This is a genomic window from Paenarthrobacter nitroguajacolicus (assembly GCF_031455195.1).
GTDB lineage: Bacteria > Actinomycetota > Actinomycetes > Actinomycetales > Micrococcaceae > Arthrobacter > Arthrobacter nitroguajacolicus_D.
In genome coordinates this window covers 158134-176824 of record NZ_JAVDSH010000011.1, presented here as the reverse complement: position 1 = coordinate 176824, position 18691 = coordinate 158134, and the positions used below count along the sequence as shown (strand labels likewise).

The following is an 18691-nucleotide window of genomic DNA, read 5'->3' as shown; positions in this document are numbered from 1 at the left end:
ACGACATAGACGTGTGTCGGCCGTCGGCTCTCCACACGCTTGAAGCGTTTGTTCTGAGAGGAATGATCCCCGGGGTTTAGAGGATCAGGGTGTAACTATGGATCCGGTTGCAAACGCCTTGTCCCTTGCTTTGGCAAGGGCTGTTTGGAGTGCCCCGGACAGGGCTGCCCCGTCAGTGACGGGGTAGGAGACAATGCGGGTGGCCGACGCCGGTGACGTCGCCAGAACGCGGGAAAGCTCTTCTTGCACCACTGAGGCCAGGTTTTGACCTCCAGCGGCTCCGAATTTCCCCCCAAGCATGATGAGATCGGGGTCGAGGACAGTAACGATGGCGGCCAGTCCCAGGGCTATCCGGCTGGCGAGGTCTTGAATGAAGGGGTGTACCACGTCGTCGTCGGCGGCCGCTGCGGCGATGGCTTTCTCCGGCAGGGGATACTTCAGACCATGAGCCGTGGCAAGGTCGGATATGGCCTCCGGGCTGAGCAAGTCGCCCAGCTTCAGCCTCTCCTGCGGGTCCTCAGTCCCTGCACCAGGGGCCGCCGACACCGGGAGGTAGTCGATTTCACCCGCTCCGCCCGTGAGGCCGGTGAACAATTCCTTGCGCAGGACGATAGCTGAGCCAACGCCGTCATCAATCCATACCAAGGCGAAGTTCTCGGCTTGCTCTGCGAGGCCGTTCTTCATCTCGGACAAGGCCATGAGGTTGACGTCATTCTCTACGTCTGTGGGGATTCCCAGTTCGGACCGGAGCGCCGCAGTGACGTTGGTTCCGTTCCAAGCTGGGAGATGGGGCGCGTAGCGGAGCATCCCGGTGCGGGGATCCAGGGCGCCTGGAATGGCAACCACCAAATGCAGAAGTTGGCTGCGGACCAATCCTGCATCATCACAAGCCGCGTCGATGCAGCGTCCCACGTCGGCAGCCCCGCTGCTCGCGTTCCAGCTTTGTTGGACGTGGGCAACCGGGTTGGCGGCGAGGTCTGCTATGGTCACGGTGATTTTGCCAGGCTGCACCTCGACAGCTGCACCGTAGCCTGCTTCAGGGCGGACTCTCCAGAGCTGGGCACTGGGCCCCGGACCGCCGTCGCGCTTACCTGACTTTTCCGCCAGTCCTGCAGCCTCAAGGCGGTTAAGGAGCTCGGTGGTGGCCGGTTTGGATAGCCCTGTGAGCTTTTCCAGTTCCGCACGCGAAATGGAGCCGGCATCCAAAATAAAGCCCAGTGCGGTCTGGTCGTTCAGGATGCGGAGCCGTTGCGGTGCGCCTATTGCCATGGGATGTGAAACCTCTTATGAGTCGAATCGACTGGTAACTTACCAGTCGATTAAAAATTACCACGGTGGCCCGGATCAGAAAAGGGTCCAGCCGAAAGATTTCATTGACGTTCCCCGGGACTAATTCCTGTGCCTCCGGGGTTACGTCATTTGGGGCTGAGCCCACATATGAACGCAACGGGATGACGACGGGAACGGGACAGATGACAACAGAGACCAGTGACGGCGTCGGATTCCGTTCCAAGCGGGGACCGATTCTGATTGCCTTGATGCTTTCCACGGGTCTGGTGGCGATCGACTCGACTATCGTCGCCACGGCGGTGCCCTCCATTGTTGAGGACATCGGCGGCTTCTCGTCCTTCCCGTGGCTGTTCTCGGCCTATCTGCTGGCGCAAGCCGTCTCCGTACCCATCTACGCCAAGCTGTCTGACATGGTTGGCCTCAAACCCCTTATCCTCTGGGGCATCGGCTTGTTCCTGCTGGGCTCCATCTTGTGTGGCCTGGCGTGGAGCATGCCCGCGCTGATCGCGTTCCGCGTCCTCCAAGGTTTGGGTGCAGGTGCAGTGCAACCTGTGTCAATCACCATCGCCGGTGATATCTACACCCTCGCGGAACGCGCCAAAGTCCAGGGCTACCTGGCCAGCGTGTGGGCAATCTCCTCGGTGGTAGGGCCAACATTGGGCGGTGTTTTCTCATCCCTGGGAATTTGGCGCTGGATCTTCCTCATCAATATCCCGCTCTGCCTCTTGGCCGGGTGGATGCTGGTCCGCGCGTTCCACGAGGACGTTGAACGCACCAAGCACCGCGTGGATTATGCAGGCGCTGCCCTGCTGACGGTGTCCCTGAGCCTGCTGATCCTGGGCGCGTTGGAGGGTGGACAGGCCTGGGAATGGAACTCCGCCATCAGCATCGGTGTCTTCGTTGCAGGTGCGGTCTTGTTTGGACTGTTCATCCTGGTGGAACGGAAGGCCGCCGAGCCCGTCCTTCCGCCGTGGGTAGTGTCCCGCAGGTTGCTCGCGACGACGGCCCTCGTCTCGTTCGGCGTGGGTGCGGTCCTGCTGGGCCTTACTTCCTACGTCCCCACCTTCCTCGAAGGATCCATCAAGACTTCCCCGATCCTGGCAGGACTCGCGCTCGCGGCCCTGACGATTGGGTGGCCCATCAGCGCCTCCCAGGCGGGACGGTTCTACCTTCGGATCGGTTTCCGCAGGACGGCCCTGATCGGTATCTCCATCACTGTGGTGGGTGCGTCGGTCCTCGCCCTCACTGCCTCCTCGCCCAATGTTCTCTTGGTTGCCGTGTCCTGCTTCATCGTCGGCCTGGGGCTGGGACTTGTAGCGACGCCCACCCTTATCGCAGCCCAATCAAGCGTGGAGTGGAATGAGCGCGGAGTGGTGACTGGAACCAACCTCTTTGCCCGCTCCATCGGCAGTGCCATTGGCGTGGCCGTGTTCGGCGCGGTGGCCAACGCCATCTACGCCAACGGCGCTGGCGCCTCCGATCCGCACACCACGGTGTCGGCGTCCTCAGCCGTGTTCCTCGCCGTCCTGGTGAGTGCGGTGCTGACGGTGATTGCGGTGGTCGCCATGCCGGCCACGGACAAGAAGCCAGGCGAATCGCCGGCCCAGGAAAAGACAGGTGCCGCAGCCGTGGAGGACTAGTCTCGAAACCATGGACAAAGCAGCCCCCGCCATCCCGCTCATTAAAGGCAGCCTGGAAAAACTGTTCGAAGGCACCGTCTGGGCCGAGGGGCCCGTCTGGGTTCCGGAATCGCGGACCGTGCGCTGGAGCGACATCCCCAACAACCGCATCCTGGAGTTCAACCCCGCCACCGGCGCCACGCGCGAGTACGCCACCGCCGTCGAGTACACCAACGGCCGGACCTTGGACCGGGACGGCGGCGTGGTCCAGTGCAGCCACGGCCGCCGGCGGATGGAACGGGATCACGACGGCGAGGTGACGGTAATTGTCGATGCGTTCGGAGAGCATCGGCTCAACTCGCCCAACGATGTTGTGGTGGCGGCCGACGGTACCGTGTGGTTCACGGATCCGCCTTATGGAATTTTGCCCGGGACCGTCGAGGGCCATGAGGGTGACCAGGAGTACGGCGGCTGCTATGTTTTCCGCTTCGATCCTGCGGCGGGCGAGCTGCGCCCCGTCATCACGGACTTGGTCCATCCCAACGGCCTGGCGTTCTCGCCGGACGAATCCCTGTTGTATGTCTCGGATACTGCCGGTCCTACCCGTGGGGTCCCGTTCCGCATCGCCGTGTTCCCGGTTGCTGGTGGTACGTGCGGAGCGGGCGAAACGTTCGTTGAGCTTGATGAGGACAGTGTGTCCGATGGCTTACGCGTGGACACGGAGGGCCGGCTGTGGACATCCGCCGGGGCTTCCGTTCGCGTTTACGCCCCCGACGGCGGGTTGCTGGCCGCCGTCGACGTCCCCGAACGCGTGTCCAACCTGTGTTTCGGCGGGCCGGAGGGCCGGGACCTCTATCTGACGGCCACCACGTCCCTGTACCGGCTGCGGACTTCTGCCCAGGACGCTGCCTGGCGGGGCTGATTGCGGCAACTTCGTAAGGTTGCTGTTGGTCGGGGGTGGTGGTTCGATACGCTGGACCAAAGCATCACCACTGCAAACAGGGGAGTGAGCGTGTCAGGACCAAATCCAGATCCATACGAGGACAAGATCACCGGCCTGGAACCTGGCGGCGGAGTTCCGCCCGGTGAAACGCCACCGGGCGAAGCTTCCACAGCAGGGCCGCAGGGCCACGATGAAGGTGGCCCGCGGAAAGGTACCCAGATTCTGTGGATGTCGATCATCGGCCTGGTTGTGCTGATGTCGATGCTGTACTTCATCGGGTACATCGTGGGGTTCTTCGACTAGACCCGGTCCGGGGACCTGTAGTTGTAGTTGCGGAACTTTACATGTCCGCTTCCGGTGGCGAAAAGCGCTGGACGGAGGCTGAGGAGTTCGTCCGCCGTGTTGGTGTTGTAGCCCGCGACATTGAACCGCAGCCCGTGCCGGGTCCACTCCAGCCCGTCGGCGCTGTAGTACATGGTGACGATATTGTTGTTGTTCTCAATCTTCAAGTGCATATTCCGTGTAGCCGGGACAGGCTCACGCCAGTAAGGGATGGCCCGGCCGGCCCGGTAGCTTGTCATCTTGACGCCGTCGTGGCCCATGCCGCAATACAGGCGGTCGCTGTAGTAGAGCAGAAGCCCGCCTTGGGCTCCATCAACGAGTTCCAGCTCCACGCTGATCTCGTAGTGACGGTCTCCGGCGGTACTGGTCAGCGGGGAACTATCCGACGGATTCGTCCCGGACGACTGGAGCACCAGCCCGTCATCCAAGGAGATGCGCTGCTGCTCGTCCACGGAGGGGGCGTGGAAAGACCACGGAATTCCGAGCCGTAGCCGGGAAAAATTGTCCGACAAAGCTATCCCATGCTCCTGTTCACCCTCGAGCGAACCCAACGCGATGGGCGATCGCAAGGGCTCGGAAAGGTCGCCGCCCACGGCACGCGGCCACCCGTCGTCGTCCCATTCAATGGGTTCCAAAAGAACCTGGCGCCCCAGGGTCGCAAAGCCGTTCTCGTAGCCGTGATAGATGCTCCACCATTGGCCGTCGGGACCTTCGAACAGCGTTGCATGGCCTTTGCTCCACCACGGTTCTTCTTCAGCCCAGGTCCGGATGATGGGATTCCGGGGGTGTTCTTCCCACGGGCCGTGCACCGAGCGCGAACGGGCCACAGTCACCATGTGCCCTGTTGGCGGACCCGAGGTCCCTCCCACCGCAGTGGTCAGATAGAACCATCCATCCCGCTGGGTCAGCTTGGGGCCTTCAAGGGCGTAGGCCTCGGTGATCCATTCGTCAGGGTAACGCCAACCGTCGTAGACATGCTCAATCTCGCCGTCGGTCGCGAGCCCATCGGCGGTGAGGCGGACCCGGCTGACGCCACTGAGGAACAGATACCGGTGGCCGTCTTCCCCCACCACATGGCCGGGATCGATGTGTCCGGCCACTCCAATGTTCACTGGCTCACTCCAGGGTCCGGCCATAGACTTCGCGTGAATGACGTAAATCATCGGCGGAGCGGTGGGATCCGGTGACGCCGCGGTGGGAATGACGGGTATGTAGATGTAATAGGTGTCGTCCACCTTGCACATGTCCACGGCAAAAACATTTCCCAAAGGGTCCTTGAGGGCCGGTCCCAAGGGCTGCCAATTCAGGAGGTCCCGCGAGTGCCAGATGATCAAGCCAGGCGAAGACTCGAAAGAGGAAAACGTCAGGTAGTAATCGTCTCCGTCGCGCAGGATCGCAGGATCGGGGTGATCTGCCGCGAACACCGGGTTGAAATACGTCCCGTCACCCCGATCGGCGCGGCGCTGTCCCTCTGACAGGGCAGTGGGTAGGGTCTCCATGTTTGCGATCACGCTCCGTGCGAGTGGTTATTGCCAGTACCGCCGACTACGGCGATGGCACTTTTGTTGTTGGCTGACTCTTGGACCGCGTCCAGGACGCGCTGGACGCTCAGGCCTTCCTCGAACGACGGCGATGGCTGGCTGCCGTCGCGGATGGCGGTGAGGAAGTCCCCGACCTGATGGGTGAACGTGTGTTCCCAGCCGATGATGTGGCCCTGCGGCCACCATGCTTCAAGGTAGGGGTGCTCGGGTTCGTTGACCAGGATCCGCCGGAAGCCCTGTTCGCGAACCGGGCCGGTTGCGTCTAGGAACATAAGCTCGTTCAGGCTCTCCAGATCGAAGGTCAGCGATCCTGCGGAGCCGTAGATCTCAATCTTCAGGCTGTTCTTTTGGCCGGTAGCCACCCGGGAGGCTTCGACGGAGGCACTGAGGTTCCCTGTCAGGCCAAGCGTGGCCCACACCGCATCATCCACGGTCACTTCCTGAGGGCCACCCTGCCCGGGGCGTTCAGCCACAAACGTCCGCAGGGTACCGGTAACTTCCACCACCGTTTGTCCGGTGAGGAATTGGATCTGGTCGATGGCGTGGGAGGCAATGTCGCCCAACGCGCCGGAGCCTGCGGTTTCCTTGCGGAGCCGCCAACTCATGGGGGTTTCGGGGTCGGCGAGCCAGTCCTGGAGGTAGGCGGCCCGGATGTGGCGGATGGTGCCGAGGCGGCCTTCGGCGATGAGTTCGCGGGCCAGGCCCAAAGCGGGGACGCGGCGGTAGTTGAAACCGATCATGGACTGGACCCCGCGTTTGCGGGCCTTCGCGGCGGCGGCTGTCATGAGTTCGGCTTCGGCCAGCGTGTTGGCGAGGGGCTTTTCCACCAGGACGTGTTTGCCGGCTTCGAGGGCTGCGATGGCGATTTCGGCGTGCATCCAGCCGGGGGCGCAGATATCGATGATGTCGATGTCTTCGCGTTCAATCACTTCACGCCAGTCGGTGGCGGACTCGGCCCAACCGTACTTACCGGCCGCAAAGGCAACCTGGGTGGCGTCCCGGCCTACGAGCACCTTTTGCTCGAAGGCCGGGACGTCGAAGAAACTTGCCACGTTCCGCCACGCATTCGAGTGGGCTTTGCCCATGAAGGCGTAGCCGATAGCGGCCACACCCAAGGGCCGCGCCGCTGGTGTGTGATTCATGGCTGTCCTAACGGGTGGTTGATGGTGTGGATTCTTACCGGACCCACAAGCCCGGACTTCCGCAATGGCGCATCCGGAAGGAAAATTTCAGACCCAGGTCTTCCGGTGTTGCCCTGCGCGGCGTCACCGGCCAACCTGTTGGACCAGGTGTTGGTGACCTCGATACGGAGACGGTTGACCCCGCTGCGGACGGCATTCGAGGCCCTCACCTGGAAAGGGGACGTCCAAGCTGTGCCCAGGGGTACCTCATTGAGCCAGACTTGGGCGACGTCACGGACTTCGCCCAAGTCGATCACGTACGTCTCCTCAGCGCTGACTGTCGGCAACGCGAAATCGTGGCAATAGCCAGCTGTCCCGGAGAAATACTTGATGTCGCTGTCACCGTGGGTAAACGCGCCTTGGCCGGCCCACGGAGCCACCTGATTCAGGGTCACGGAGCCTGCTTCACGATCGCGGTCAGGAAAGGTCACTTCCCACGGCCCCTGCAGTTCCATTGATGTCAGGAAAGAAGGGGTAGCTCCGGATGCAGGATCGCTGCCAGTTCTGGCATCTTGAGGCCGAAGCAGCACGAAAGCGGAGCCCAACGGAGGCAAATGGATGTCCAACGTCGTGCGGCCTTCCGAGTGGCGTGACGGAAGTGCTGTCCGCACAACTTGGTAGGGGTCCCAGAGTTCTGCGGAACCGGCTCTTGTACGGAAGGAAGCTGTCACTCTTTCAGGACGTTCCAGCTGATTGCTGATGAAATACAATTCCCCGACGGGGGTGGTCCTGTGGATGGTCGGCAAGGAATAGCCGTCGCCGGCGTCAAAGCTCCAGTCAGGGCGCAGGCCGAGTTTCTTCAGAGCGGCAGGCAGCAGGCTGATGTCCTCGAAGGCCCCGCCCTCCAGGAGCCGACTGCGCTTCCCGTTCCAGATTCGGTCCACCGCCTCCCGCCAAGCCAGGGCATCGTCACCATGGCTGGGCGATCCTTCCGGACGCTTTCCGATGACTGTTGCACCGGCGTCGAGCAGTTCCTGTACCCGTCGAAGCATCGCGAGGGTCATCCGCCGGCTGGTACCACCCAGATATAGAACCTTGTAGCGCGTTCCACCGCTGCTGAGCAGCTCGCCCGCAGGTGTAACGTTGATGTGGTTGGTGAGGCCGTCGAGGTTGATGAAGTCGAAGCCATGTCCCTGGGGCACCTCGGCAGGAGAATCACCGAAGACCCCGGTTACGGGCGATTCCTCACCGTAGAAATAGGCGATGTCAGCAACGTAGGTTCCCTGCTGCAGAAGATGGCTGCAGCGTGCCATGTAGTCAATCCACGGACGCGCGGCATGAGCCCAGGTTTCGTTGCGTGAGAAGGACTGACCGAGGTACGGCGCCAAGGTGATCCCCGGTTTCTCCACACCCGCGGGTTGATGAGGGGAAGTATGGATATTGATCAGGTTCACCCCCAAGGCAAACTCCATGTCCACGATCGGCTTGAGAATTCCGGGTGTGTAGCGGAAGGGCTGGCCAAAGGCAGTCATTGACTCCGCGCCCGTCCGCGGCTTGCCGTAAACGTGCGAGACGGAGGCCGCGCCCCTGAGATCCGCAATGAAGGTTTGGCGCGGCCCACTTTCGGGCGTGTAGCACCACATGGCGCCCATGGGGACATCGGCATGCGAGCGCATTTCCAGGTCGTCCCCCAGCTGAGGCCGGTGATCCTCCAGTGCCTCCGCGTAGTAGTCCATTCCGAGCCCGGCGGCAATCGATGCGATGGTTCCATAATGGTTTTCCGCAAGGAGTTCAGAGATGGTCTTCCGGAAGTCCCACAGGAAGTCGTCACTTTCCTGGGTGCCTTCCACCAGAATTCCTGTCAGTGCCGGGAGCCATGGCAGGAGGCTGTACCCGCGGCGGCTTTGGAACTCACTGAGCATGTTCCGCGTCCAGTTTTGGGGCCCGGACTCGATGCTGTCGCTTAGGAGGGCGTCGATTCCCGCCAGGGCCGCCGGTTCTTCGCCCAGTGCGTCCTGGAAAAAGCCGAGGTAGGTGTGCAGGTAGTCGGCAACGTGGCCGGCGTCCAGTTTGTCTACTTCCAAGCCAGTTGCTTCCTCCGGTGCCGGGGCGTTCACATGGCCGGTGAGCGAGTACCCGAGCCTGACCACAGTCCACCGTCCTTCCGCCGGTTCCCAGTTGAGTGTTCCGTTGGCGTCAACGTAGTCAGAGACGTCCACGACCTCGCTGAGGGGCACGGCTCCCTTGGCGTCCGCTGGTTCAGCTTCCAGCGCGTAGTAGTCAGGAACAGGGGCGAAACCGGCTTTCTCTTCAGCCCGGGATACCCGTGAACCACCGAACAACTGGAAGCACGACACCTTGACGCCGGAGCCCGTGCTGGGAAACGTCAAAGGCTTGATGCCTTCGGCGACAGGGGCGCTGCCTGATGGCGGCGTGGTGATCACCAGCCGGAAGTAGCGCGCCTCCTGCGCAGGGAAAGACAAGGAGCGAACAGGAGACTTGGTGCCCTCGAATCTCGTCACTGGCCAGAACGTCGAATTGTCATTGCTCGCTTCGAGTACAGCCTCTGGGAGAGGATTCCCACCGAATCCCACGAACGCTGGAAGTCCTATACGGGCGGATTTGACGACCACAGGCTCCGCATAATCAGCGGTGATGGTAATCCTGGGGCTGGCTTCAATCACCACGGGCGGCCAGAAGGTGCCGTCAGCCAGGTCTTCCAGGTTCGGATCGCCTGTCACCGTTGAGTTGCAAGTGACGGAGGCAGGAATAAGGGACTGGTGGCCCTCCCGGAAAGGGAATGCCAGGACGGCGATGTCCTGGAAGAAGTCCGGTACGTCCGCGGAAACGTGCCGCGTTGCGGCGCAGGGGACATCCTGGAAAGGGCCTGAGGCGGTGGGTGGTGTGGGCAATTGGCAGGGGAAGTGCGCTGATTCGATGACGGTGGTTGACCACACCAGCTTCTTCATCCCGGCTTCCTGTGCGACCCATGGACCACCGGTGGCACTCCATCCGGCTGATGTTGCCACGGACAGTTCCATGCCCAGGAGCTTGGTCTGCGACGCGGCCCTGCGCACCGCTGATTGCCATTCTTTGGAAAGGAATTTCACCGGTTCTTCCACGAGCGGTGCTGCTCCGAAGGATCCGAAAAACATCTGAACGCCGCCAGCGCCTATCCCTTTCAGCCACGCAAGGTCAGCGTCTATCCCGTCCTCATTCACATTGCCGTCCATCCAATGCCACCAAGCCCGGGGACGGGCAGAATCGGGGGGCGTGACGAATGCCTCGAACAAGGGCGCGGGATCCGTGAGCAGTGGGGCGGGTTCGCTGTTTTCGGTGTAGGAACGCCGAGTAAGTGGTGGCGTGGACATAGTGTGGGTCTCCAGGCTCTGAGGCAGAAGCCGTAGCTTTCCTGCCTGGGAAGTGAGATGTAACATATGTTCTACAGGAACAAAAGTGCAGACACAAGCCATCGCAGCTCTGGAGGCCGCCGTGAATACCCAACCGTCCCCGCAGGACGCATTCATCTATGCCCGGCTGGTCAACCTTGTCCGGACAGGGGAAGCGTTGACCCGTCCCGCCCTGGAGCAGGCCACTGGGTTAGGGCGGAAACTGGTGGCCCAGCGTGTCCAGCAAGCGATGGCCGTGGGGCTGCTGGAAGACGGAGAATTTGCGCCCTCCGGCGGTGGCCGCGCGCCGAGGCAACTCCGCTTTAGGTCCGACGCCGGCCACGTTTACGCCGGGCTGATGGGCGCCGGCGAAATCCGGGCTGCTGTTTCGGATCTGGACGGTAAAGCGGTTGCAGCAATGCACCGGGACTGGGACATTTCGGAGGGTCCAGAGGCCACTATGGCCCAGTTGCAGGACATGTTCGAGCGCTTGGCCAAGCGGACCAAGACGCGGCCGTGGTCCATAGGGGTGGGAGTCCCAGGGCCGGTCAACTTTGGCACCGGACAACTGGTGGCCCCGCCAATCATGCCGGGCTGGGACGGCTTCAGTGTCCGCTCCTGGCTGCGGGAACGCTACGACGCGCCTGTCTGGGTCGATAACGACGTTAACCTCATGGCGTTGGGCGAATGGCACCGCGGCCATCCTTCTGATCGGCGCGACCTTCTGTACGTCAAAGTGGGCACGGGCATTGGTTCCGGGCTGGTTTCCGGCGGGTCTGTTTATCGCGGTGACACGGGTGCTGCCGGCGACATCGGGCACGTCAAGGTCAGCGACGACCCCGGCTTCACCTGCCGATGCGGCGAGACGGGATGCCTGGAAGCGGTGACTGGCGGGTGGGGCCTGGTGCAGCAGTTGACTCCCGTTGCGTCCGACAGCCCGTACCTGTCATCACGGCTGGCTGACCGGGGAAAACTTACCCCTGAGGACATTGGCATCGCCGCGGCCCGGGGGGACGGCCTGGCCTCACGTGCGGTGGTGGACAGCGCCCGGATTGTTGGTGCAACAGTGTCTAGCCTGGTCAACTTCATCAACCCGGGCGTGATTGTGGTGGGCGGCGGCATGCTCCGCAGTGGTGAGCAGGCGTTCGAGGCCCTGGCCGAGACCGTGATGAGGCGGAGTACCAAGCTGGCGACGGAAAAGCTGACGCTGCGCACCGCCTCACTGGACTTCCAGGAAGGTGTGGTGGGGGCCAGCCTCATGGCCGTAGAGCAACTCTTCGCCCAGTCCGCACTGGGTTTGTGGATCGAGCAGGGATCACCATTGGGACAGGCGGCCAACCTTCACCGCCTGGCGGCCGGTCACTGACAATAAAGTGACTATTGACACATATGTTCCTGCGGAACTAAAGTCTGTTGCAGGAGCAAAGCTAACCAGCACCGTTTAGTTGTTCCACCTTTCCTCTACCCCGACAGCCGCCGCCAGAATCATCAGGTGATCAGCGAAGCCAGGGGGTCCTCAGTCCCAATGGAGCAGACATGAAGAGAAGAAATTTCCTGACCTCAGCAGTGGCGGTGTCGATCCTGATCACTGCTTCTGGCTGCAGTGGAGCACAAAGTGGCGGATCGGCTGCCGCCCAGACCGCCTCGCTGTCGCTGGGCGTGGTGCAGGTACCTACATCGTTCGTACCGGGCGAGATGCCTGCCGCAGGACCTGAAAACCACTACTACCAAGCTGTCTATGATTCCCTGCTGAACCTGGATGAGAACGGTGGGCCCGTCCCCAACGTGGCAACCCAGTGGTCCTACGACGATTCCCGCAAGAACCTCACCCTCGCCCTGCGGGATGACGTGAAGTTCACTGACGAGACGCCCTTGGACGGAGAAGCCGTCAAGGCCAACCTCCTCAAGGCAAAGGCCGGCAAGGGCGAGGCCGGGTCGTCGCTGAAAGCCCTGGACACCGTTGAAGTCACCGATGCCACCCATGTGGTCCTCAAGCTCAAGGATCCGGATCCCTCCCTCCTGGCAAGCCTGGGACGTTCCAGCGGATTCATGGCAAGCCCCAAGGCGCTGGACAGCGCGGACCTGAAGACCAACCCTGTGGGCTCCGGGCCGTACGTCCTTGACCAGAGCAAGAGCACCGCTGGAGACAAATATGTGTTCACCCGCAATGCCAATTACTGGCACAAGGACGCTTACCCCTACAACGAAGTTGATATCAAGCTGCTGGACAACGCTGCTGCGGCATTGAACGGACTTCGCGCCGGCCAGCTCCAGGGCGTGTCTGCAGCCACCAACGACCTCGTCAAGGGCGCAAAGGACGCCGGCATGAACGTGGTGTCCTACACCAACGGTTCGGTGCAGGGCATCTGGTTGTGGGACCGCGAAGGTAAAAACACGCCGGCGCTGAGCGATGTGCGCGTGCGCCAGGCCATCAATTACGCCATGGACCGGGATACCATCCTGAAAACCCTGGGCGATGGACGTGGCACCAAGACAGTCCAGATTTTTGGGCCCAACACCGGCGCCTACGATGCCTCACTCGACAACACCTACCCGTACGACGTGGAGAAGGCCAAGAAGCTCATGGCCGACGCCGGCTACGCCTCAGGCTTCACCATGAAGCTCCCCGATTTCTCCCCGGTGTACCCCGGCGCGCAGGCTGCAATGACCGAGGCCATGGCGGCCATCGGGATCACGGTAACTTACGAGCCGATCACTGCCGACCAGGTAGTGGGAAGCGTCATCGGCGCCAAATGGCCCATGAACTTCTTCAGCCTCACCTCGGCCGGAGCCTGGGACTCCACCCAGCTGGCCGTGGCACCGGATGCCCTGTTCAACCCCTACCACGTGAACGATCCCAAGATTGTCCAACTGCTGGACACCGCACGGAAGTCTGACGACGCCGGCCGCGACAACGCCCTGCGTGAATTGAACAAGTACGTGGTGGACCAGGCTTGGTTCGCTCCCTGGTACTTCGAAGAAGGTGCATACGCAACGTCCAAGGACGTCAAGACCTCCGGCCAAGCCAACGTCGCAGTACCGCCCCTCTACAACTTCGCCCCCGCCAAGTAAGCCCCTGGCGCCGAGCTGGCAACAATCACGTCCATCATCACACTGAGAGCCACTCATGATAACGTTCCTGTTCCGCCGGCTCGGCGCCGGCCTCATCCTGGTCTTCGCAGTATCGACACTGACTTTCTTCCTCACCGCCCTGGCGGGCTCCGACCCCGCCCGTCGCATCCTGGGGAACAATGCCACCGCTGCGCAAGTAACGGCCAAAAACGCTGAACTCGGCCTGGACCAGCCGGTCCTCGCCCGCTACTTCGACTGGCTCGGATCGGCCATCACAGGCGATCTTGGAAAGTCCTGGGGCAGCAACCAGCCCGTTATTAAGCTCATTGGGCAAGCACTGCCGGTGTCGCTTTCGGTGGTGATCGCCGCCGTCGTCCTCACTGCAGTGGTCAGCGTCGCCCTGGGCGTCGTGGCGGCCGTCCGCGGCGGGTGGCTGGACAAGGTCCTGCAGACCATCTCCATAGTCGCCTTCGCTGTCCCCAACTTCTTGGTGGGCATCATCCTGGCCCTGGTGTTCGCGGTCCAACTGAAGATCTTCCCGGCCTTGGGATATGTCAGCCCGACCGACGATCCCGGGCAGTGGCTGGCCTCGATCACCCTCCCCGCCTTCGCCTTGGCCATCGGGGCAATCGGAACCGTGGCAACGCAAACCCGCGGGTCCATGATTGACGTTCTTCAAAAGGACTACATCAGGACCCTGCGAAGCCGGGGGCTTCCTTCACGAAGCATCTTGATCAAACACGCGCTCCGGAATGCAGCGCCGGCTTCCCTGACGGTCCTGTCACTTCAGTTCATCGCCCTGTTGGGCGGCGCGGTCATCATCGAGAAGGTCTTCGCCCTGACAGGTATCGGCAACCGCGCGGCCTCAGCGGCCGGGCAAGGTGACGTGCCGGTGGTCCTGGGAGTTGTGGTGGTGATGGTGATCCTGGTGGTCATCGTGAACCTGCTGGTGGACATCTTGCTGGGCTTCCTCAATCCGAAAGTGCGGACATCATGACTGTGACCAACATCCAAGCCGGAGGTCCGGTAGGAATCCCGAAACCGGCGCACGGAGCACCTCGCACGGGCGTTCTGCGGCGGCTTCTCAAAGACCCGATCGCTGTGGCCTGTGCCGCCTTCCTGCTGCTTGTGGTCATGGTGAGCATTGCGGCGCCGTTGTTGACATCCGCAAGCCCTACCGCCTCACAGATAGCCAATGCCCTGGCTCCGGCGGGGCCCAGCTCCCCGCTGGGAACGGACGGGGTGGGACGCGACGTCTTTGCGCAGTTGCTTTATGGCGGCCGCACCAGCTTGACGGGTTCCCTGATTGTTGCCGGCGTGGCAGTGGTCCTGGGCCTGCCGGCCGGCCTGATCGCCGGGTATTACAAGGGCTGGTTTGATGGAGTGGCGAACTGGTTCAGTAGCTTGCTGATGGCCGCCCCCGCAATCGTTGTCCTCCTGGTGGTGCTGGCCCAGTTCGGGCGCAGCACTGAACTGGCCATGACAGTTTTTGGCGTGCTGATTGCTCCTGCGGTTTTTAGGCTGGTGCGATCATCCGTCAAAGCCGTACGCGAGGAACTTTACGTCGACGCCGCGCGGGTTTCGGGCCTGAGCGACGGACGGATCATGGCCCGCCACGTGCTGCCGGTGGTAATCGCCCCCACGATCATCCAAATCTCACAGTTGGCCGGGATAGCGGTAGCCATCCAGGCAGGCTTGGACTTCCTTGGTCTCGGCTCGGCAAACCAGGCCAGCTGGGGCGGCATGCTCAGCGACGCTTTCCAGAACATCTACACCAGCCCGCAGCTGCTGCTGTGGCCCTCTGTCGCCATTATTTGTACGGTTACGGCCTTCAGCCTCCTGGGGAACTCATTGCGTGACGCCATGGAGGGTGGGTCCCGGGGTACCAATGCCCGACGGCGGCGCCAGGCCGCGGAGGTCAGCGGAGGTACCGCTCTGGTTGAGGCGGCCCCGGATAGTCAGAAAGGCAACGCTGACGGCAACGCACTGCTGACGGTCCAAGGCCTGAAAGTGAGCTACCCGCAACCCGATGGCTCAGAAACTACCGTGGTGCATGGGGTTGACTTGTCGGTGCGGCGCGGCGAGATCCTGGCGATTGTGGGGGAGTCCGGCTCGGGTAAGTCCCAGACCGCATTCTCTGTCTTGGGGTTGCTTCCCGTGAACGCCCGGACATCTGCCGTCACCATGACCTTTGATGGGAAGGACCTGCGCGGCCTCGGTTCCGGCGCAATGAACGCGTTGCGCGGCAAGAGGATCGGGTACATCCCCCAAGAGCCCATGTCCAACCTCGACCCCACCTTCCGGGTTGGCGCGCAGCTCACCGAACCCATGCGGCACCACTTGGGTTTGTCCCGGGCCGCCGCGAAAGCCGAGGCACTGGCTCTCCTGGAACGCGTGGGAATCGCGAACCCGCAACGCGTGTTCGACTCCTACCCGCACCAGATCTCCGGTGGCATGGCGCAGCGCGTCCTGATCGCGGGAGCTGTCAGCTGCAAGCCCGACCTCCTGATTGCCGATGAACCCACCACGGCCTTGGATGTGACCGTTCAAGCCGAAGTTCTGGACTTGATCCGGGAACTTCAATCGGAAGGCAACATGGGAGTCATCCTGGTGACCCACAACTTCGGTGTGGTCGCAGACCTCGCCGACCGGGTGGCCGTCATGCGGTCGGGACTCATTGTAGAAACGTCCAGCGCGGAACAACTCTTCGACAATCCCCGCCACGAATATACCCGTGAGCTCCTGGCGGCATCGCTGGAGGACACTACGCCTACCGACGCCGTGACCAGCGATTTCGCGTCCCAGGAAGCCGTCACGCCGGCACTTCAGAAGGAGCCCCAGCCATGAGCGAACACCTGGCATCAGCAGAACCAGCGGTCCTGCTGAACATTGAGAATCTGGTGGTGGAGTACCCGTCCAGGACGTGGCGCGGGCGCGCCTTCCGGGCACTGGACGGAGTTTCGCTCACAGTGGGCCGTGGAGAGACCGTGGGACTGGTGGGCGAATCCGGTTCGGGGAAATCCACCCTGGGACGAGCTGTTTTGGGTTTGGCTCCGGTAACAAAGGGCACCATCACGTTCGAGGGCCGCGTCATTTCCGGCTTGGATAAACGTGCACGTCGACAACTCAGCAAAGACATCCAGGTGGTCTTCCAGGACCCTTACACTTCCCTGAACCCGGCCATGGTGGTGGGGGACATCCTGACGGAACCCCTGCTGGTGGCTGGAACGTCCAAAGCGGAGGCGGAAAGGAAAGTGGGCGAGCTCCTGGAAAGGGTGCACCTTCCTGCTGATTCCGGCCGACGGCTGGCACGGGAGTTTTCCGGCGGACAACGGCAACGCATCGCCATCGCACGTGCGCTGTCACGGGATCCCAAGCTGATCGTCTGTGATGAACCCGTGAGCGCCCTGGACCTGTCCACCCAGTCGCGGGTATTGGAGCTCTTCAGCGAGATCCAGCAATCAACGGGTGTGGCGTACCTCTTCATTACCCACGACCTCGCCGTCGTCAGGCACATCAGCCAACGGGTCGCCGTCATGAACCGCGGCGGAATCGTAGAGCAGGGTCCGTCCGCCCAGGTGACGTCCACCCCGAAGCATCCGTATACCCAGCAGCTCCTTTTGGCAGCGCCGGTTCCCAATCCCCGCCGCCAGGCCGAGCGTCGGGCTGCACGCAAAAAACTGGCAGAGTTCATGCGGGCCGCCTAGAGGGCGGGCCAGGGCTCCGAGGCGAATGCGCCTCGAGCCTTCTGCTCACGCACCCTTCATCTGCCTTCCACAGCAGCGACGAACACCCTTGGGGTTGATTCAGTGCGCTCAAAATACCCAGGAAAGACCAGCTCATGACCAGAGAATTCCCCTCACACGTGGATGTTGCCATAGTGGGCAGCGGCCCCACGGGCGCAGCATATGCGCGCATCATCAGTGAAGAGTCCCCGCAAACGCGCATTGCCTCCTTTGAAGTTGGTCCCCAACTGACGGAGCGTCCGGGCTTGCACGTCAAGAACATTGCAGACCTCGAAGAACGCGCCTCGGCCCAACGCCGATCCCAGGGGTTGGAGCCGTCCCTGCTGGGTGCGCGGTCCGAGGAACTGGATGGTCCGCCCCGGCTTGTCCGGCCCGGAACATACCTCCTGGGCTCCGGGTACCGCCAGCCGGGACAGGATGGCCTGCCGGCCGCGGCCATGTCCAGCAATGTTGGCGGCATGGGTGCGCACTGGACGGCAGCATGCCCACGTCCCGGTGGCCAGGAACGGATCTCCTTTATTCCTGACCTGGATGATCTGCTGACTGAAGGTGAAAGGCTCCTTAAGGTCAGCACCAGGGCATTCGCAGGCGCGCCCTTGGCCGATGAAGTCCGGCGCCGGTTGTCCGAAGCCTTGGACCAGGGCAGGCCCGCTGACCGCAAGGTGGGCGTCATGCCCCTGGCTGTGGAAACAGGCGACGACGGTTCGGTCACCTGGGCGGGATCGGACGTGGTGTACGGGGAGGCCACCAGGTCCAACCCCAACCACTCCCTCTACGCTGATGCCCTGGTGACGCGCGTCCTGGTGGAAGACGGCCGGGCCCACGGAGTCTTGATCCGCGACATGCTTTCCGGGGACGAACATACGGTCCACGCCGATTACGTTGTGGTGGCTGGCGACAGCCTGCGCACACCCCAGCTGTTGTGGGCCTCCGGAGTCCGGCCCGAGGCTTTGGGCCGGTACCTCAACGACCAACCCCAGACCGTCTTTGCGGTCCGGCTGAGGGACATCCCGGAGGCAGCGGTGACCCCGACGCCGTCGAGCGGTACCGCCATCACTCCCCAGAGCGGGGTCAGCTGGGTCCCTTATACCGATGAAGAACCATTCCACGGCCAGGTGATGCAGCTGGATGCCTCGCCGGTACCGCTGGCCTCGGCTGATGTGCCGACGCCGGGATCCATTGTTGGTTTGGGCTGGTTCTGCGCGAAAGACATCCAAGCCTCTGACCGCGTTACGTTCGACGACGATCGTCTGGACGCCTACGGCATGCCCGCCATGAGCATCCATTACCAACTGACAGACCGCGACAAGGAGTCGATAGCTGCTGCCGCGAGGTCGGTCAGGCGCGCGGCTGCGGCACTGGGGGAGCCCCTGAATGAGGACCCCATGACCCTCCCTGCCGGGGCGTCCTTGCACTACCAGGGAACAGTCCGGATGGGTCAGACCCCTGATGGGACCTCTGTTTGCTCGCCCGATTCCCGCGTCTGGGACATTGCAGGGCTCTATGTTGCCGGCAACGGAGTTATCCCCACCCCGACAGCCTGCAACCCGACGCTCACCTCTGTAGCTCTGGCCATCCGGGGTGCACGGGACATTGTCCGTGCCCTCCACGCCGAAAGGAATTAGCAC

Annotated in this window: 13 protein-coding genes; 9 read left to right on the top strand and 4 right to left on the bottom strand. The window is 62.5% G+C overall.

Translation table 11 applies throughout. The features are described 5' to 3' along the window. Nucleotides 1–84: 84 nt before the first annotated feature. On the bottom strand, nt 85–1269 hold the full coding sequence (locus J2Y68_RS19880; RefSeq protein WP_309996106.1) for an ROK family transcriptional regulator: 1185 nt from the start codon (nt 1267–1269) through the stop codon (nt 85–87). 203 nt (nt 1270–1472) lie between these two features. Between J2Y68_RS19880 and J2Y68_RS19875 the strand changes: the two genes are divergently transcribed. From J2Y68_RS19875 to J2Y68_RS19865, 3 genes are all read left to right on the top strand, one after another. Continuing rightward, nucleotides 1473–2930: an MFS transporter gene (locus J2Y68_RS19875; RefSeq protein WP_309996104.1), complete on the top strand. Its 1458-nt coding sequence runs from the start codon at nt 1473–1475 to the stop codon at nt 2928–2930. 10 nt (nt 2931–2940) lie between these two features. After that, nucleotides 2941–3831 (top strand): SMP-30/gluconolactonase/LRE family protein, encoded by an 891-nt coding sequence (locus J2Y68_RS19870; RefSeq protein WP_309996103.1) that lies wholly within the window; start codon nt 2941–2943, stop codon nt 3829–3831. Between the two features lie 90 nt (nt 3832–3921). Further along, nucleotides 3922–4155, top strand: a complete 234-nt coding sequence (locus J2Y68_RS19865; protein ID WP_167265242.1) for a DUF6480 family protein — start codon at nt 3922–3924, stop codon at nt 4153–4155. On the opposite strand, the gene J2Y68_RS19860 is transcribed toward J2Y68_RS19865, so the two are convergent. Genes J2Y68_RS19860 through J2Y68_RS19850 form a run of 3 tightly spaced genes read right to left on the bottom strand, consistent with a single transcriptional unit; the run spans nt 4152 to nt 10227 of the window. Beyond that, the gene (locus J2Y68_RS19860) at nt 4152–5705 is read right to left on the bottom strand and encodes a family 43 glycosylhydrolase (protein ID WP_309996100.1); all 1554 of its coding nucleotides are present in this window, start codon (nt 5703–5705) and stop codon (nt 4152–4154) included. The genes J2Y68_RS19865 and J2Y68_RS19860 overlap by 4 nt on opposite strands. Beyond that, a complete protein-coding gene (locus tag J2Y68_RS19855; protein ID WP_309996098.1) occupies nt 5702–6877 on the bottom strand; it encodes a Gfo/Idh/MocA family protein in 1176 nt (391 codons plus the stop codon). Before J2Y68_RS19855 ends, J2Y68_RS19860 begins: the two co-directional genes overlap by 4 nt. Next, complete coding sequence (locus tag J2Y68_RS19850; protein WP_309996095.1) at nt 6874–10227, bottom strand: glycosyl hydrolase; 3354 nt, start codon at nt 10225–10227, stop codon at nt 6874–6876. The genes J2Y68_RS19855 and J2Y68_RS19850 overlap by 4 nt, the downstream gene beginning before the upstream one ends. 85 nt (nt 10228–10312) lie before the next feature. Here J2Y68_RS19850 and J2Y68_RS19845 point away from each other — a divergent pair, with 85 nt between their 5' ends. The 6 genes from J2Y68_RS19845 to J2Y68_RS19820 all read left to right on the top strand — a co-directional run bounded on the left by J2Y68_RS19845 (nt 10313) and on the right by J2Y68_RS19820 (nt 18688). Continuing rightward, on the top strand, nt 10313–11611 hold the full coding sequence (locus J2Y68_RS19845; RefSeq protein ID WP_309996092.1) for an ROK family protein: 1299 nt from the start codon (nt 10313–10315) through the stop codon (nt 11609–11611). 170 nt (nt 11612–11781) lie between these two features. Next, nucleotides 11782–13317 (top strand): ABC transporter substrate-binding protein, encoded by a 1536-nt coding sequence (locus J2Y68_RS19840; RefSeq protein ID WP_309996091.1) that lies wholly within the window; start codon nt 11782–11784, stop codon nt 13315–13317. Between the two features lie 55 nt (nt 13318–13372). Then, entirely contained in the window at nt 13373–14314 is a 942-nt protein-coding gene (locus J2Y68_RS19835) for an ABC transporter permease (protein WP_309996089.1), read from the top strand. Continuing rightward, nucleotides 14311–16164: a dipeptide/oligopeptide/nickel ABC transporter permease/ATP-binding protein gene (locus J2Y68_RS19830; protein WP_309996086.1), complete on the top strand. Its 1854-nt coding sequence runs from the start codon at nt 14311–14313 to the stop codon at nt 16162–16164. The genes J2Y68_RS19835 and J2Y68_RS19830 overlap by 4 nt, the downstream gene beginning before the upstream one ends. After that, nucleotides 16161–17024, top strand: a complete 864-nt coding sequence (locus J2Y68_RS19825; protein ID WP_309996083.1) for an ABC transporter ATP-binding protein — start codon at nt 16161–16163, stop codon at nt 17022–17024. Before J2Y68_RS19830 ends, J2Y68_RS19825 begins: the two co-directional genes overlap by 4 nt. 134 nt (nt 17025–17158) lie before the next feature. Beyond that, nucleotides 17159–18688 (top strand): GMC oxidoreductase, encoded by a 1530-nt coding sequence (locus J2Y68_RS19820; RefSeq protein ID WP_309996081.1) that lies wholly within the window; start codon nt 17159–17161, stop codon nt 18686–18688. Nucleotides 18689–18691: the final 3 nt, after the last annotated feature.

Coding starts and splice junctions, on each gene's coding strand:
- J2Y68_RS19880 (WP_309996106.1), bottom strand. CDS start 1,269: ATGGCAATAGGCGCACCGCAACGGCTCCGCATCCTGAACGACCAGACC.
- J2Y68_RS19875 (WP_309996104.1), top strand. CDS start 1,473: ATGACAACAGAGACCAGTGACGGCGTCGGATTCCGTTCCAAGCGGGGA.
- J2Y68_RS19870 (WP_309996103.1), top strand. CDS start 2,941: ATGGACAAAGCAGCCCCCGCCATCCCGCTCATTAAAGGCAGCCTGGAA.
- J2Y68_RS19855 (WP_309996098.1), bottom strand. CDS start 6,877: ATGAATCACACACCAGCGGCGCGGCCCTTGGGTGTGGCCGCTATCGGC.
- J2Y68_RS19850 (WP_309996095.1), bottom strand. CDS start 10,227: ATGTCCACGCCACCACTTACTCGGCGTTCCTACACCGAAAACAGCGAA.
- J2Y68_RS19840 (WP_309996091.1), top strand. CDS start 11,782: ATGAAGAGAAGAAATTTCCTGACCTCAGCAGTGGCGGTGTCGATCCTG.
- J2Y68_RS19835 (WP_309996089.1), top strand. CDS start 13,373: ATGATAACGTTCCTGTTCCGCCGGCTCGGCGCCGGCCTCATCCTGGTC.
- J2Y68_RS19830 (WP_309996086.1), top strand. CDS start 14,311: ATGACTGTGACCAACATCCAAGCCGGAGGTCCGGTAGGAATCCCGAAA.
- J2Y68_RS19825 (WP_309996083.1), top strand. CDS start 16,161: ATGAGCGAACACCTGGCATCAGCAGAACCAGCGGTCCTGCTGAACATT.
- J2Y68_RS19820 (WP_309996081.1), top strand. CDS start 17,159: ATGACCAGAGAATTCCCCTCACACGTGGATGTTGCCATAGTGGGCAGC.